Raw genomic sequence first — 15,012 nt, 5'->3', positions numbered from 1 at the left:
GGAGCCGCATGACCTCCCAGCCGCAGACCGCACCGCACGCCATCAGCCCCGAGCAGGCGCAGTGGGTGGCTCAGCTGTTCTCCACAACGGCAGACGCCGTGGAACAGGCGATCCACGGCAAGCGCCGCGTCGTCGAACTGGTGATCGCGTGCGCCCTCGCCGGCGGTCACGTGCTGCTCGAAGACGTGCCCGGCACCGGCAAGACGGCACTCGCCCGCGCGCTCGGCCAGGTCATTCAGGGTTCGTCGTCGCGCGTGCAGTTCACCCCCGACCTGCTCCCGGGCGACATCACCGGCATCACCGTGTTCGATCAGCGCGTCGGCGCGTTCGAATTCCATCCGGGCCCGATCTTCGCGAACGTCGTGCTCGCCGACGAGATCAACCGCGCCAGCCCGAAGACCCAGTCGGCGCTCCTCGAAGTCATGGAAGAGGGGCGCGTGACGGTCGACGGCACCTCGCACGAGGTCGGCAGCCCGTTCATGGTCATCGCGACGCAGAACCCCGTCGAACAGGCCGGCACCTACCGCCTCCCCGAAGCCCAGCTCGACCGATTCATGGTGAAGACCTCCATCGGCTACCCCGACCAGGCCGCGATGACACGCATCCTGCAGGGCGACCGCTCGGCGCACGCGCCGCTGTCACCCGTCGTCAGCACCGGCATGGTGACCCAGGCGCAAGAGCTGATCAGCCGCGTGCACGTCAGCCCATTGGTTGCCGACTACGCAGTACGCCTTGTCGAAGCCACTCGTCGCGCGAGCGAAGTGCGGCTCGGTGCCAGCGTTCGCGGAGCCCTCGCGCTCGTGCGCCTCGCATCGGCATGGGCCGCCGCGAGCGGCCGACACTACGTGACTCCTGACGATATTCGCGACCTCGCGATGCCCGTGCTCACTCACCGCCTCGTGCTCGAGCCCGAGGCCGAGTTCGATGGAGTGACGGCGGCCCAGATCCTCGGCCAGATCCTGCTCGACATCTCGGCACCGCAGGAGAACGGCACCGCGTGAGTCTCGATACCTCGCGCGCCCCGGTATCGAATACCGGGACGGGAACGCGTGGCAGCACCACCACGCGGTTCGGCGAAACCGTACAGGGCACGGGGCGCGTCAGCACGCGCCGCCGTCGTGCTGCGCGACGCTGGTGGCGCCGCAACCGGCGTCGCCTGCGTCGCCAATGGCGCCGCGTTCGCGAAACCATCACGCCGACCGGCTACTTCGTCATCGCCGTCGCCGTCGTATCGGCGATCCTCGGCGCCACGCTCGGTTGGGTCGAAGCCTGGTTCGTCGCCATCGGATTCGCGGTGCTGTTGCTCATCGGCCTACCGTTCCTCATCGGATCACGCACCTACCTCATTCGCATCGCCGTCGACCGGCTCCGAGTGATGGCGGGCGGCGAAGTCGCTCTGCACGTCGAGGTCGAGAACTCGAGTGCGCGTCCTGCACTCCCGGCGACCGCCGAACTTCCGGTGGGCGAGGCACTCCGCGAGATCCCGATCCCGTTCATCGGCCCTCGCGGCACCGCGGTCGTGCCGGTCGGCATTCCAGCCGTCTCCCGCGGAGTCATCGAAGTCGGCCCGCTCACGCTCGCGCGCCGCGACCCACTCGGTCTGGTGCGCCGCGAAGTCACCTGGCGCGACCGGCACCTGGTACACGTGCACCCGGTGACGGCGATGCTGCCTCCCGGATCCGCGGGCCTGGTGCGCGATCTCGAAGGCGCTGCGAGTCGACGCCTCACCGACTCCGATCTGTCGTTCCACGCGGTGCGCGAATACGTGCGCGGCGATGCGATGCGTCACGTCCATTGGAAATCGACGGCGAAGACCGGCACGCTCATGGTGCGTCAGTACGAGGAATCGCAGACGGCGCGCGCCGCGATCCTCTTCGACGCCGTGCGCTCGGAGTACGCGAGCGATGACGAGTTCGAACTCGGCGTGAGCATTGCGGCCTCGCTCGGGCTGCAAGCGGTGCGTGAAGGCCGTGAACGATTCATCGCTTCGCAGTGGGCTCCGGGTCGCGTGCGGCCGAGCATCGATGGTCTCGAAGAGCTGCCAGCAGAGACTCCCGCGCAGTTGCTCGACGCCTGGGCAGAACTCGAAGCCGCTGAAGACGCGCTGCCGATCGAGCGCCTCACCCGCAACCTCGCCGAGTCGCGGCGCCCGCTGTCCATCGTGGCCGTGGTCACCGGTTCGGTGCCGGATCCGGCCCGGCTGCGCCGTGCCGCCGCCGCGTTCACCGAAGACGTACGGGTCATCGTGGTGCGCGCCGAGCTGCTCGCCGACCCGGCCGCCCGCCTCGTCGATTCGTGCACGATGTTCACCGTCGGTGCGATCGGCGACCTGCCGCAGCTGATGGTGCGCGGGGGGCTCGTATGAGCGGCCCGCTGTCGGAAGCCGAACGCTCCGCAGCTCGTCGCCGAGCGCGACGGCAGCGCAACCGAGTCAACCCGTCCCTGCTCGTCGGGGCCGCATTGCTCAGCGCGATCGCGGTCGCCGCGGGCGCATTCTCGGCGATGCCGATCTATCGCACGCCCTGGGTGTGGCTGGTCGCCGGTGTCGCTTGGGCGCTCGCGCTCGGCATCGTGTGGCTCGGTCAACGCATGCGATGGGGCGTCGCAACCGTCGCACTGCTCGTGATCGCCTTCATCATCGCGGTCGTGCCGCTCGGCGTGCCGAGCGCGCTCGGAAACGGCCCGGTGGGTCTCGTCGACGGACTCATCGATGGTCTCGCGACCGTGTCGCTCGGGTGGAAACAGCTGCTCACGCTCACGCTGCCGGTCGGCACCTATCAGGCCATCATGGTGCCCTGGCTGCTGGTCGCCATGCTCGCCACGACGCTCATCGCCGCACTCGCGCTTCGCGGAGGCCGACTCGCCCCCTGGGCGGCGGTGCCGGCGCTGCTCCCCGTTGCCTTCGGCGTGATCTTCGGAGCATCCGCGGTCAGCGCCCCGATCGCCATCGGTCCGCTGAGCATCGCCGCGCCTCGTGAACTCGCGCTCTGGGGAATCGTCTGCGTCGCGGGCGCATCGTGGGTGGCCTGGTCGTCAGGCATCGGCCGCCGAGCCGCGCTGCGTCTCGGCCGTCGGGCTCAGGCCGACGAGGGTGCCGCGGGCGTGCGCCGCAACGCCGCAGTGCGCGGTCTGACCGCGGTGCTCACCGCGGTGGTCGCTCTCGGAATCGGCGCTGCCGCGGCACCGCTCGTCTCAAGCGATCGGCAAGTGCCCCGTGATCGTGTCGACCCGCAGCTCGTCGTGCGCGAGCAGACGAGCCCCCTCGCCGGTTATCGGGCGGCGAAGCGCGACGATGCCTTCGACCAAGCGATGTTCACCGTGCAATCCGACGGTGAGGCCCCGCACCGTCTCCGCATGGCCGTGCTCGACGGCTATGACGGTGTCGACTTCTTCGTCGCAGACGGTGCCGACGGGCGTTTCACGCGCTTTCCGAGCGGTGAAGCGGTGCAGGATCCCGTCGACGTCACCATCGAGATCGCCGATGGGTACACCGGCATCTGGCTGCCGATCGCTCCGCCGCTCGCGGCACCGCCGACGTTCGACGGCTCACGGGCCGCAGCCCTCGGGGACGCCTTCTATGTGAACCGCTCGAGCTGGGCGGCGATCGCGGTGCCCAGCGGCCGAGGTGTGCGTTCGGGCGATGCGTATTCCGCACCCATGAGTCGTGTCTCGGACGCGGAGCTCAACGCCGACCCCGCGCAGGATTCGCCGCTCGTCGACCTCGACTCGATGCCGCAGCTGGCGCTCTGGCTGAACACGCAGGACCTGCCATCGACGAGTGCGGGGCTGCTTGAAGCGATCCAGCGCCTGCGTGATCGGGGATACCTGAGCCACTCGCTCACCGACGGTGAGGGCGAACGCGCCTGGCTCGAGCGCGCTTCAGATGAGTACGGCACGAAGTTCATCGCCAGCGCCGGCGGTCACTCCGTCGCGCGCATCGAGGCGCTCTTCACCCAGCTCAACGAGCAGGAGCGCGCGGCGGGCAGCGGGGCAGATGACCGAGCACTCGTATCGGGCATCGGCGACGACGAGCAGTTCGCGGCCGCGGCCGCGCTCATCGCCCGCGCGATGGGATTCGACTCGCGCGTGGTGCTCGGGGTGCGACTCGGCGACGAGCAGGCGGGCGTTCCCGGCGTTCAGGCCTGCAGCGAGACCTGTACCGGCGAAAACCTCGCCGCCTGGGTCGAGGTGCGCGGCGACACCGGCGATTGGGCGACCATCGACGCGAGCCCGCAGCTGCAGGTGCCGCCGAGCACGCTCGAACGCGGTGAACAGCTGCCCGAATTCCCGACGGTGCCCGAGGAGCGAGACGCCAGCCAGGCCGACCCGCCGACGGGCACGAGCGGAGACTCGGGCGATCCCTCCGAGACGCCCGAGCGCGATTCGTTCGCAGCGCTGTGGCCGATTCTGAAAGCGATCGGCCTATCGATTCTCGCACTCGTGCTGCTCGCCCTGCCGGTGCTGTTCCTGCCGGTTGCGAAGCGCATCCGCGCGCAGCGACGCCGGCGCGCGGGCACGGCCGAAGAGCGGGCGCTCGGCGCCTGGGACGAACTGATCGACGGGTACGCCGATACCGGGCGCACGGCCCCCGCCAACCTGGGGCGCCGCGACACCCTCGAAGCGCTGCAGGTGCCATCGGCCCAATGGATCTCGTGGACAGTCGATCGTGCGGTGTACGCCCGCGAAGGCATCAACGACCTCGACGCCGATCAGCTCTGGGCGCTCGTCGACGACGAACTGGCCGCGCGCCGCGCGAGCCTCGGATTCTGGCGCAGACTCAGCGCGCGCTATTCGCTGCGCTCGCTACTGCCCAAGACACGCATACGACAGCGACTGCGTCTTCCTCGACGCTTCGCCGCAGGAGGACGATGATGCACACCGACACCCGACCCGAAGTCTCAGCGGCGGTGCGCACCGACGTCGGCATGCTGCGATCGATCAACGAAGACGCGGCGCTCGCCGAGTTTCCGAGCTTCATCGTTGCCGACGGCATGGGCGGCCACGAAGCCGGAGACGAGGCCAGCCGGTCTGCGATCGAAGCCTTCGCCGAACACATCCACCCCGGCGACCCGTCCACGGTGCGCGAGGTCGGAGCGGCGCTTGAAGCCGCACGCGAAGCCGTAGCCCGGGTGGCGGCGGATCGCGCGCGCGGGGCGGGCTGCACCTTCACGGGCGCCGTGATCGTCGAGCACGAGGGCCGTATCTGCTGGCTGGTGCTCAACATCGGTGACTCCCGCGTCTACCTGCACCGTGGAGCCGAGCTGCATCAGGTGACCATCGATCACTCGCTGCGCGACGAGATGATCGCGGGCGGCGCAAACGATCCGGCAACGCTTCCCGGCCGCAACGTCATCACGCGCGCGCTCGGCTCGGCCGACACAACTGCCGACAGCTGGCTGCTTCCGGTCGAAGACGGCGCACGCCTGCTCATCTGTTCCGACGGCCTCACCACGGAGGTCGACGACCAGCAATTGCGTGCCGCGCTCACCATGGGCGGGCCAGCTGAGACGGTCGCCGAAGAGCTCGTGCGCCGCGCCAACTCTGCGGGCGGGCGCGACAACATCACCGTGATCGTCGTCGATGTGGTCGCGGGCGGATCGGCCTGGCACGTCGGCTCGACGGGCACCGAGAGCGCCACCGCCGACGATGACCTCACGCTCACCGCGACCGTGCCGAGGCGAGCTCGATGACGGGGGAGCGCGACGCGTCTGCGCCCGACTCCGAGCCCACGCAGTCACCCGAAGAACCAGACCGCACCGTGATCGTGCCGAGCGCGGGTGATGCCGATGACACGGAGGCCACGGTGGTGACGCCCCGGCGGCCAGCCGGCCCGCGCCGCCCAGCTGCGCCGCTCGATCAGACGGTGGTGACCCCGAAGTCGAGTGAGGCCTCCACCCCGCTCGACCGCACCGTGGTGACGCCTCGCCCCGACACCCCAGAGCCACCGGCGCCGATCGACGAGACGATCGTGACTCCGCGCCGCGCTGCGCAACGCGATCAGCAGACCTCCACGGCTGCGCCGCCGCTCGAGCCCACTGCCGCGGCACTCCCTGAACGGCCGCGCGGCGCATCGTTCAACCCGGCACCGCCGGTCGCCGATCCGGCGCCGGGCGAATTGCCGCCCGAAATTGCCGCGCGCATGTTCAAGTCTCCGCTCGACGCGAAGTACCGCATCCCCGATGCCCCGACCGAAGCGCCGTCGCATGCGTTGCCCCGCCGTGGTGTGTCGCCGGCGCTCCCCGTCATCACCTCGAGCCGGGCCGGCAGGCGCAACGTCGCGACGTCCGCGACTGACGCGCGCATCGGTGCGCCGCCGGAGTCGCGCGCCGCACCTCCCGAAGCCGAACGCCAGGGCCTGCGATCCACCGAACGGGCGAACCGCCGCTTCGGTACGGGCACCGTGATCGGCTTCGGCGCGAGCCTCGTCGTCGCGGTCGGTGGCTTGTGGATCGTCGCGATGCTCGCGTTCGGCTGAGTCGGGGGCCTGTGGAGCCAGCGGCCTGCTGAGTCGGGGGCCCGCTGACTCGGGGCCGGCTGAATCCGCGGCCGATGAAGCGATGAGCCGGCTGAACCGCAGAGAGTCGGTCGCAGCGTCAGTCGCCTGCAGACTCCGATTGCCGGCGTCGTCGCAGCAGCGCACCGAGCCCGAACAGCGCGACGAGGCCGGCGGCGACCACGGCGATCGCTGTGACGAACGCCTCGTTGCCCGCTTTCGCCGGATGCGTGGTAACGCGCGTGGGCGATGACGAGAAGGCGGCATCGCTCGTGTCGGCAAATGGGCTCACCGGTCCGCGCGTGGTCGCGCTGGGACGCAGGTCGAGCGCGGCAGCAGGGCGAATCACGCCCCACCCGACCTGGTCATCTCGCGCATCGGGGTTCGACCGGGCCGCGGTCGCTTCGAGCCGGTACTTCCACCCCGCGGGCCCCTCATCGGGGTATCGCTCGGCGAGCAGTGCGGCGGCACCCGCGACGTAGGCGGTCGAATAGCTCGACTGTGGTGCCTCGCCGTAGATGCAATCGCCGCCTCCGGTTGCGAGCGTGAGCACATTCTGACCGGGCGCCGCGACGTCGACGTGATCGCCGTGAATGGAGTCGCTCGTCGGCAAGCCGGCCGCGTTCACCGCGGTTACCGCGATCGCTTCCGGGTACGCCCCCGGGTAGCGCGGTGAATCTTCGGTGTTCTGCGTGGTGCCTCGGTTTCCGGCGCTGCCGACGACGAGCGACCCGCGATCCGACGCATATGTCGTCGCTTCGCGCACCGCGGATTCGTCGACATCGTCGCTGAGCGACACCGAGATGATTTGGGCACCGAGGTCGGTGGCGGTGCGGATGGCCTGGGCGACGCGCTCAGGAGTGGCGTCGAACCCCTGATCTTGACTGGCCTGATCGTCATCGCGGAACACGCGCAGCGAGATCAGTTTCGCCTCGGGCGCGATGCCGACGACCCCGGAGGCGTCGGACGGGCGGGCGGCGATGATGCCGGCGAGTGCGGTGCCGTGGCCCTGCGGATCACCGAGCCCATCAGAGCGCTCGCCATCAGCGATGAGCGAAGCGCTGCCGGGGGCGAACGCATCGGCGAGCTGGGGTCTGGTCACGTCGATGCCCGAATCGATGACCGCGACGGTGACACCGGCACCCGTTGGCGCGTCGATGAGCGTGCTCGGAGACCACCCGATCTCGGTGAACGCCGGGGGAGGGCCGGCGATCCGATTCAGCACCCCGACGGGGCACCCATCGCCCTCGGCGGCCTGCGAGGTCTCCGCGAACGCCGCGGGTGCCGCAACAGACATCGGCAGCGCCGACAAGGCACCAGCTGCGCAGGTCGCCGCGAGCAGCAGTGATGCCGTGCGACCGAACCGCCGCGTCATGAGGCCTCGGGGCTCGCAGATGCCGCTTCCGCGGTGAGCGCGGGGCCGGCAGTGAGCAGCTGGATCCACGTGGCCGGTACGACGGCGACATCGCTGTCGGCGTAGCCGAGTCGGGTGACGCCCGTCGCCACGTCGCCGGGCACGGCGTAGGCGGTGCCGCTCGCATCGATGAGGGTGAGGGGGCCGGATGATCCTCCACGCACCAATGCCCCGCCGTCGGCGGCGACACTCACGCGCACGGTGCCGCTGCCGGCTGCGTCGGATTCTGTCGTCTCGTCGGTTGCCGACGTCACCGCACTCCCCGGAGCCGCAAGCACCGTCTGCTGGTCGCTCGAAGCACCCGTGAGCGTTGCGCACGGCCCAGCCGCCGATGCAGCGGATGTGAGTGGACGCTGCGGCCAATCAGCGGGGCCCGCCGGGTCTGCGGTCGCGAGTGCGGCGATCTGCGCGGGGCTGACTTCGACCTCGTCGCCGAGGGAGCCAGACCCGCCGCCGAGCAGATAGAGGCGATATGCCAGGTCGCTGAGTCGCGCGAGGGATCCGTCGTCCGTAAGCAGGTATCGCTCGTCGTCTCCGCCGCCGGTCGGTCGAATGACGGACCCGGCAGGCAGATCGACCCCGCGAACGGTGCCGCCATCAACCGCGTCGATCGGTCGCAGATCAGCGCCCTGAGTGAACAGCGCGAGCCACTCGCTCCCAACCTCTGCGGGCGCAGCACCATCGAGGCCGATGGCGCGGAGCACAGCCGTGCGATCGCTCTCGGCGACGGCGTAGCTCGTGCCGCCCGTGATGACGTAGGTGCCGCCCTCGCTCGTAACGACGACGCCCGAATCGGTGGGGGCGGCATCGGGCCGATCCCCACCGAGCTGCATTCGAGTCGCATCCGGGGTCGCGCAGGCGGCCCAGCCGCTGCCGTCGAGGTGCTCCGCCTCGGGCAGCGTGTCCGGTGCGCCGAGGATGCCGAGGGTTCCGCCGATCGGAATCCCTTCGAGTGCGCCCTGCTTGACCGTCACGACCTTGAACTCTCCGGCAGGGATGGCCATGCGTGCGCTCACCGTGTTGATCACCGGGTGCAGCGTGCCGTCGACGCTGATGTAGCGCGCGCCGGTATCGCTCGCGACGATGAGGCGGTTGTTCTCCCAACCGCCCGGCAGCTTGGGTTGGATCAGCCCGATGAACACTCCGGCGAGCACCACCATTGCGGTGAGGGCGATGCCCGCGAACACCGCGCGCAACGGCTTCGCGGGTTCGAGCTCTTTGCCTCCGGGTGCGCCGCCGACGAACGCGGAGAGCAATCGCGCCTTGCTGAAATTCTGCGCCTCGAGCAGATCCTTCTTGCTCGCCACGGCCTACGCGAGCCCCGCGGTGATTGCGCCGAGCGGCAGCAGCAGCGCCAGCAGAATGACCTCGATCGTGTCTCCGAGCGTCGCTACACGCATGCGCGCGCGGGCGCTGAGCAGCGTCAGGCCCGACACCAGGCCGGTGGCGATGAGCAGGGCGGCGAGCAGCAACGGTGCGTGGTCGCGATGCGTGAGGATCGCCACGAGCCCGGCGACCGCGAGAATAGCGGTGCCGCCCGCGAGCAGAACGATCACCGAGGCGCGTCGGGCGGATTGCCGCGACTGGAACATGAGCACGGCGCCGCAGATCAGCGCGAGCGCCGTGCCGATCCAGCTCGTGGCGGCGACCACGGGCGTCGCCACGAGCACGGCGAGAGCGAAGGCGATGCGCAGGGCGACCAGCAGCCGGTGGCCGGAATCAATGCGTGCGGCGACGCGCTCGGGGTCGACGGGCGGGGTCGGATCGAACATCTCGGCCTCGGTCATCGGCGAGATGACCCGGATGCGAGTGCTGCTGAGCGTGAGCCAGGGTAGCGCGCCGGCGAGCAGGCCCGCACACGCGATCATGACCGCGTAGGGCCCTGCGGGGTCGACTCCGGTGATGCCGACCACTGCGGCCGGCAGCGCGATCGCCGTGCCGAGCGCTACCGGGAGCAGCAGGAGCTCAGCCGGTCGGGTGGCGACGAGCAGGGCCGCGCCGCCGGCGACGATCAACCCGAGCCCCGCGGCCGCGAGGGCGAAGCCCCAGAGCGGTTGCTGATGCGCGATGAGGTAGCCGGTGAGACCGCCGAACACTGCGGCTGCGAGTCCGAACCCGAGACCGGCCTCGTGCTGGGCGATGCGGCAGAGCGTCGCCGTCAGGGCGAGCAGCACCAGTGTGCCGACGCCGGCGATGACGGCGGGAAGGTACGACGACGCCGGCTGCAGCGCGAGCAGGATCGCGCTCAGTGCGACGAGCGTGAGGCTCACGGCGGTGGCGGTGCGCGCAGCATCTTCCGGGCGCCACGCGGTGTGGTGCGCCGCCGTCGCATCGATGACGGCCTCGACCACATCGTCGTAGCGGCGGGGAACAGCGATGAGCTGGCCGCGCGACAGCGTCAGAATCTCACCCTGGTCGATGCCCTGGGCCACGGCCCCGCGCGTCGGGTCGAGCTCGGCGCCATCGGCGCGCGTCAACCGGTAGCCGCCGTGCAGCAGCGTGGCATCGAGCACACCGAGCCCGCGCGCGATGCCCGGAAGCACTTCGAGCAGCGGCAGGCGCCCCGGAATGACGAGATCGACACGGCGCTCGCCGTGCACCACCGACACGCGTACGACGACGCTCGCGTCGGTCGTTTCTGCACTCACGCACTGCCTCCCCGTGCGATCAATGGATGTTCCCCAGGTACCAGCAGCATCCTAGTGCGGATCGCGCCGCCGCGTCCGCCCCCGCCTTGGGTGCGAGTGCGACGCTACACTGTGTGGCGTGAGTCAGCCTGCGCCGCGCCTGCGCCGGATCGCGCTCGAAGCGGCGGGGAACCGGCACGACCTTGTCGTGCCTCAGAACGAGGCACTCGCCGGTGCGCTCGCCGCAGTGGGAGTTCATCTCTCTGCGACAGACCGCGTGCTCGGACCCGACGGCGCAGCCGTCGATGCGGCGACGTCTGCTGCCGAGCTGCGCGAGGGCGGGCTGTACGCCGTGGCGGGTCCGTTGCACGTGTCGACGTCTGATCGTGCCGAGGCGGATGCGCTCCGACGCGCGAGCGCTGCGCCCTGGGCGCTCCTCGGATTCGGCGCGGCGGCCGCCGTACTCGCCGCAGTTGTGCCCGAGTGGCGCTGGGTGACCGTCGCAGTGCTCGCGCTCGCCGCGGTGGTGACCGCTGTCGCTGCGGGAAGCCGGCGCCGCGCACGGGGAAGCCTCGTCGCTGCGGCCGTCGGGCTCGGCGGTGCCGCCGCCGCATCGGCCGTGCTGCCGGCGGTCGGGGCGTCACCGGGCCTGGCGCTCGCCGTGGCCGCGGCGGCGATTTCGGTGCTGGCGGCGCTGTTGGGCTTCATGGCGGTGTCGCCTCGCTTGCAGGCTGCTGCGACACCGCTGGTCGTGATCAGTGCGACGGTCGCGGTGCTCGCGCTCGTCAGCCCGGCGCTGGGCTGGTCGCCGGCGCAACTGCTGATCATGTGCGCCGCACTGGCAACGGTCGGCGTGCGCGCCGCGCCGAGTCTGCTCGTCGGCGTCGACCCCGGCCACCACATCGACTACGGCCGATTCATGTCGCTGCGGTGGACGGTGCGAGGGCGCGTTCCCGAGTTCATCGAGAGTGTCGATCGGGATCGCGTCACCGGAGTCTTGGCGCTCGCCGAGGCGCGGCTCGACGCCACGGTGCTCATGCTCTCGGTGGTCGCCGCCCTCGGAATTCCTGCCGCCATCGTGCCACTGACGAGCGGTGATCTCGTGCAGATTATCGCCGGCTCGGCCTTTGTTGCCTGGACGGTGCTGGGGCTGCTGCTCACCTCACGACGCACGGCGGCGCGAAGCCTGCGCACGCCTCCTCGGGTCGCGGTGATCGCCGGGCTCGTCATGCTCGTAGTGCTCAGTGCACCGCACCTCACGCTCTCGGTCAGTCTGCTGGTCGCCGGCGGCGCACTGCTGGCGGGGTTGGTCGCGGCCGCCGCGATCCTGCCCCTGGCCCGCGGGGACCGGTCTCTCGGATGGTCGCGCACGGGCGATATCGTGGACAGCATCGCCGTCGCCCTCGTGCTGCCCGCAGGAGTGCTCGCGGCCGGAACGCTGAATCTACTGCAGGGGGTGCTTGCCGCATGAGCGAAGACGCACGCGGGCGTGCGCGCCGAGCGCGCGGTGCCGGATCGCCACCCACTCCAGTCGCACCGCAGTACGCACGAGGCGTGCCACAGTCGCCGCACCAGGCGCAAGCGGCTCCCCAATCGACGCAGCCGCCGCTCGGCAGTGCTCCGGCGGTGCGCATGCGACCGGGCACCCCGGTACCCCAAGCAGCTGCCGCTCCGGTCGGTCAGCGTGCGCGGCAGCGACCGCAGCCCTCGGGTCGACCGGTGAGGACACCGAAGCCGACGCGCCCACCGGCTCGCACCGCCGCCGATGCTCGCCTCGCCGGTGCCCTCGCGCGCTCGCGCGCCTGGGCGCGACCCTCTGGCGTGGGAGCGCGTCTTGCGGCCTACTCGATCGATGCCTTCGTCTGCCTCGCGATCGCGGCCGGCGTCTGGATCGCTACGCGCAGCGTGCTCATCGGGGTCATCGTCGTCATCGAACTCGCAGTGATTCTGCTCGTCATCGAAGCGCGCACCGGTGCGACCATCGGCAACCTGCTCCTGCGTCAGCGCACCGCGCGTGACGATGCGCCATTCTCCCCAGGCGTTGGTCGCGGCTTCGTTCGCGGACTCGTGCAGGGTGCGGGAAGTCTGATCGCGCTCATCGGGGGATGGGGTGTGGTCGCCACCAGTGCTGCTGATCCAGCGCGCATGGGGCGCAGCTGGGCAGATCGCGCCGGTCGCACGCTCGTCGTGAAGGTGCCCACGCCCGCCGAGCGCCAGGCCTGGTCGAACAGTGCGGCCGCGTGGGCGCAGCAGGCGCCGGTCGAAGCGGTGCCCACGAACACAGGTGCGGCTGCGCCGGTGCCGGGTGCGCTGTCGACCACGCCCGCGCCGCCACTCGCCGCGATTGCATCGGTCGCGCCTGCAGGAGCTGTTTGGGGAGTTGGCGGAGCGCCGCAGGTCGTGCACCAGCCCACCACGGCGCCGCGCGTGGCCGCAGCGCCAGTCGCCGCCTCGGCAGCGCAGGCTCCGGCACCCGCGCTGCCTCCGGGCGTCGTCACGGTCGATGCTCCGATCGCCGCCGCACCTCCGCCACGCGAGATCGGAGCGATGCTGTTGCTCACGTTCGACACCGGGCAGCGTGCCCAGCTGCGCATCCCCGCCGAGGCGAACCTGGGGCGTCGACCCGACGCGGCGTCGGCGGAAGATCAGCTCGTGGCCGTCGAGGACCCTGCCGGTTCCGTCTCGAAGACCCATCTGCGACTCGAATATCGCGGCGACAGCGTGTGGGTCACCGATCTCGGTTCGACGAACGGATCACAGATGATCGACGACACCGGGGCATCAAGCCCGCTGGCCCCTGGTGCGCGCACGCGACTCGACGACGGTGCGAGCGTGCGCATCGGGGAGCGAAGCTTTACCGTGGCGACGATCACGGGGGAGTTGTAATGCGGCAGTGGCGGGCGGGGGGTCTCACGGTGCTCGCTGCAGCATGCGCGCTCGGTTTGGCGGCATGCTCGGCTCCGCCAGTCACCGTTGATCTTCCTGAGTCGTCGGCGGAGGAAGCCCAAGCCGAGGCGACAGTGCGGCAGTTCTTCGAATATTTGCAGACTGGCGAGAGCGAAGCCGCATCTGCGATGACCGACCTCAATGTTGATCCCGGCTCTGTCGAGGGAGCTCTGCTCACTGATGAGGTGTACGGGGAAGTTACGCAGCGGCCACAGCTGGCGAGCGTTACGGCGCGGGAGTCTGGGGTCACAGGCATGTCCGCCAAGGTGACCTATTCTCTGGGCGATAGACAGGTCTCTACAGAGCTTCAGATGGAACGGGTCGACCCGGCGGGTGCTCAGGAGCCCTTCTACGTGATGAAGCTCGATCGGGAAGATGCTGGGATCTCGTTCGCAGGAGTGCCGGATAATGCAGTGGTACGTATCGCCGGTATTGATGTGTCCGCCGCTGTGAACGAGGCGGGCGATCCCGGCGAAGGAGCACTTCCTCAGGGCACTTTCGCGGCATTCGGAGGAAAATACGCATTCGAAGTGACGCTGGAGGGGTCCACAAACCCGGTCGCAGTGCAGGTGCAGACCTCAAGTTTCGCCGGTGGAAGCGAGACACGAGATCCGTTTGCCGCTGCGTTACGGTGACAAGTGGGCGGGTGCTGCGCTGCCAGCCGTGTGACAAAATTCGTAGGCGAATTCATTTGCCACGATCGGGTGGCTTCGCGTAGCGTCGTGTGTGGTGGCTTCGCCTGTTGGCGTGACGCTTAGGGAAACGTGTGCATCGTTGCGGTGCGCGCAACATTGAACTCAAGGGGAACAATATGGTTCAGACCATTGCAGCTGAAGAGGGAGCACTTCGCCGGGGCCAGCAGGCTGTTGCTGAGGCGAAGGCCGGTATTGACCAGCAGACGAAGAAGGTGCGCGGCGATATCGAGCAGCTTCGCGGGTACTGGCAGGGTTCCGCGGCGGGTGCGTTCACGCAGCTGATGCAGCGTTGGGATGCTGAGACGGTGAAGCTCAATAACGTGCTCGTCGATCTTGAGAACTCTCTGCGTGGCACGGAGCAGGATCAGGCTGCGACGGAGCAGGAGCACCAGCAGGCGATCTCGGGCCTCGGCGCGATGATGTCCGGTAACTGAGTACAGACGCGACTTCTAGGGGAATAGAGAAATCATGAGCATGCAGTCGATGTCGGTGCAGACCGCACAGGTCAGTGCACTTTCGGGTCAGATTCGTAATGGTGCGCAGGGGATTCGTTCGGAGATCGAGCGTTTGGAGTCTGAGGTTGCCAAGCTGCGCGGAGCGTGGAGTGGCGAGGCGCAGAACTCGTATGACGTGGCGCAGCGTCAGTGGACGCAGTCGTTGAACGAGCTGCAGTCGTTGCTGGAGCGTATCTCGAGCAACACGGAGCAGATCGCTCAGGCGTATAACGCGAGCGATGCTCGCAACGCTGGCCGCTTCGCCGGCTAGTCCATGTATCGGCACGGCGTGCCGCAAGCCTGAACGTAGGCAGGCTCGCCTTGCCCCGCATGTTGCAAGGTC

13 protein-coding genes are annotated in these 15,012 nt (G+C 69.6%); 10 read left to right on the top strand and 3 right to left on the bottom strand.

Translation table 11 applies throughout. The features are described from left to right. Positions 1–8 precede the first annotated feature (8 nt). From ACZF5Y_RS13320 to ACZF5Y_RS13300, 5 genes are read left to right on the top strand one after another with little or no spacing between them, the layout of a single operon-like run. Positions 9–1,001 (top strand): AAA family ATPase, encoded by a 993-nt coding sequence (locus tag ACZF5Y_RS13320; protein WP_497533125.1) that lies wholly within the window; start codon positions 9–11, stop codon positions 999–1,001. Beyond that, positions 998–2,365: a DUF58 domain-containing protein gene (locus tag ACZF5Y_RS13315; RefSeq protein ID WP_497533123.1), complete on the top strand. Its 1,368-nt coding sequence runs from the start codon at positions 998–1,000 to the stop codon at positions 2,363–2,365. The genes ACZF5Y_RS13320 and ACZF5Y_RS13315 overlap by 4 nt, the downstream gene beginning before the upstream one ends. Then, on the top strand, positions 2,362–4,872 hold the full coding sequence (locus tag ACZF5Y_RS13310; protein WP_497533122.1) for a transglutaminase domain-containing protein: 2,511 nt from the start codon (positions 2,362–2,364) through the stop codon (positions 4,870–4,872). Before ACZF5Y_RS13315 ends, ACZF5Y_RS13310 begins: the two co-directional genes overlap by 4 nt. After that, positions 4,872–5,690: a PP2C family protein-serine/threonine phosphatase gene (locus ACZF5Y_RS13305; protein WP_497533120.1), complete on the top strand. Its 819-nt coding sequence runs from the start codon at positions 4,872–4,874 to the stop codon at positions 5,688–5,690. Before ACZF5Y_RS13310 ends, ACZF5Y_RS13305 begins: the two co-directional genes overlap by 1 nt. Further along, complete coding sequence (locus ACZF5Y_RS13300; RefSeq protein ID WP_497533119.1) at positions 5,687–6,475, top strand: hypothetical protein; 789 nt, start codon at positions 5,687–5,689, stop codon at positions 6,473–6,475. Before ACZF5Y_RS13305 ends, ACZF5Y_RS13300 begins: the two co-directional genes overlap by 4 nt. A gap of 118 nt (positions 6,476–6,593) precedes the next feature. Here the strand turns inward: ACZF5Y_RS13300 and ACZF5Y_RS13295 are convergent, their stop codons facing one another. From ACZF5Y_RS13295 to eccD, 3 genes are read right to left on the bottom strand one after another with little or no spacing between them, the layout of a single operon-like run. Beyond that, the gene (locus ACZF5Y_RS13295; RefSeq protein ID WP_497533117.1) at positions 6,594–7,868 is read right to left on the bottom strand and encodes a S8 family serine peptidase; all 1,275 of its coding nucleotides are present in this window, start codon (positions 7,866–7,868) and stop codon (positions 6,594–6,596) included. Further along, a complete protein-coding gene (gene eccB / locus ACZF5Y_RS13290) occupies positions 7,865–9,214 on the bottom strand; it encodes a type VII secretion protein EccB (protein WP_497533115.1) in 1,350 nt (449 codons plus the stop codon). The genes ACZF5Y_RS13295 and eccB overlap by 4 nt, the downstream gene beginning before the upstream one ends. Before the next feature lie 3 nt (positions 9,215–9,217). Beyond that, positions 9,218–10,555 carry a type VII secretion integral membrane protein EccD gene (gene eccD / locus ACZF5Y_RS13285; protein ID WP_497533113.1) on the bottom strand — a complete coding sequence of 446 codons (1,338 nt, stop codon included), beginning with the start codon at positions 10,553–10,555 and terminating at the stop codon, positions 9,218–9,220. 118 nt (positions 10,556–10,673) lie between these two features. Here eccD and ACZF5Y_RS13280 point away from each other — a divergent pair, with 118 nt between their 5' ends. The 5 genes from ACZF5Y_RS13280 (at position 10,674) to ACZF5Y_RS13260 (ending at position 14,940) form a co-directional block, all read left to right on the top strand. Next, complete coding sequence (locus ACZF5Y_RS13280; RefSeq protein ID WP_497533112.1) at positions 10,674–12,005, top strand: hypothetical protein; 1,332 nt, start codon at positions 10,674–10,676, stop codon at positions 12,003–12,005. An 83-nt stretch (positions 12,006–12,088) separates the two neighbouring features. Next, positions 12,089–13,420 (top strand): FHA domain-containing protein, encoded by a 1,332-nt coding sequence (locus ACZF5Y_RS13275; RefSeq protein ID WP_497533111.1) that lies wholly within the window; start codon positions 12,089–12,091, stop codon positions 13,418–13,420. Positions 13,421–13,449: 29 nt separating this feature from the next. Next, complete coding sequence (locus ACZF5Y_RS13270; RefSeq protein ID WP_497533110.1) at positions 13,450–14,115, top strand: hypothetical protein; 666 nt, start codon at positions 13,450–13,452, stop codon at positions 14,113–14,115. 176 nt (positions 14,116–14,291) lie between these two features. After that, positions 14,292–14,609, top strand: coding sequence for a WXG100 family type VII secretion target (locus ACZF5Y_RS13265; RefSeq protein ID WP_053353891.1), 318 nt, complete (start codon positions 14,292–14,294; stop codon positions 14,607–14,609). Between the two features lie 34 nt (positions 14,610–14,643). Further along, on the top strand, positions 14,644–14,940 hold the full coding sequence (locus ACZF5Y_RS13260; protein ID WP_239684069.1) for a WXG100 family type VII secretion target: 297 nt from the start codon (positions 14,644–14,646) through the stop codon (positions 14,938–14,940). Positions 14,941–15,012: the final 72 nt, after the last annotated feature.

This window comes from Leucobacter sp. WKLB1 (assembly GCF_059696215.1).
The sequence above is the reverse complement of the archived record's forward strand: the minus strand, read 5'-3'. Positions and strand labels throughout refer to the sequence as shown.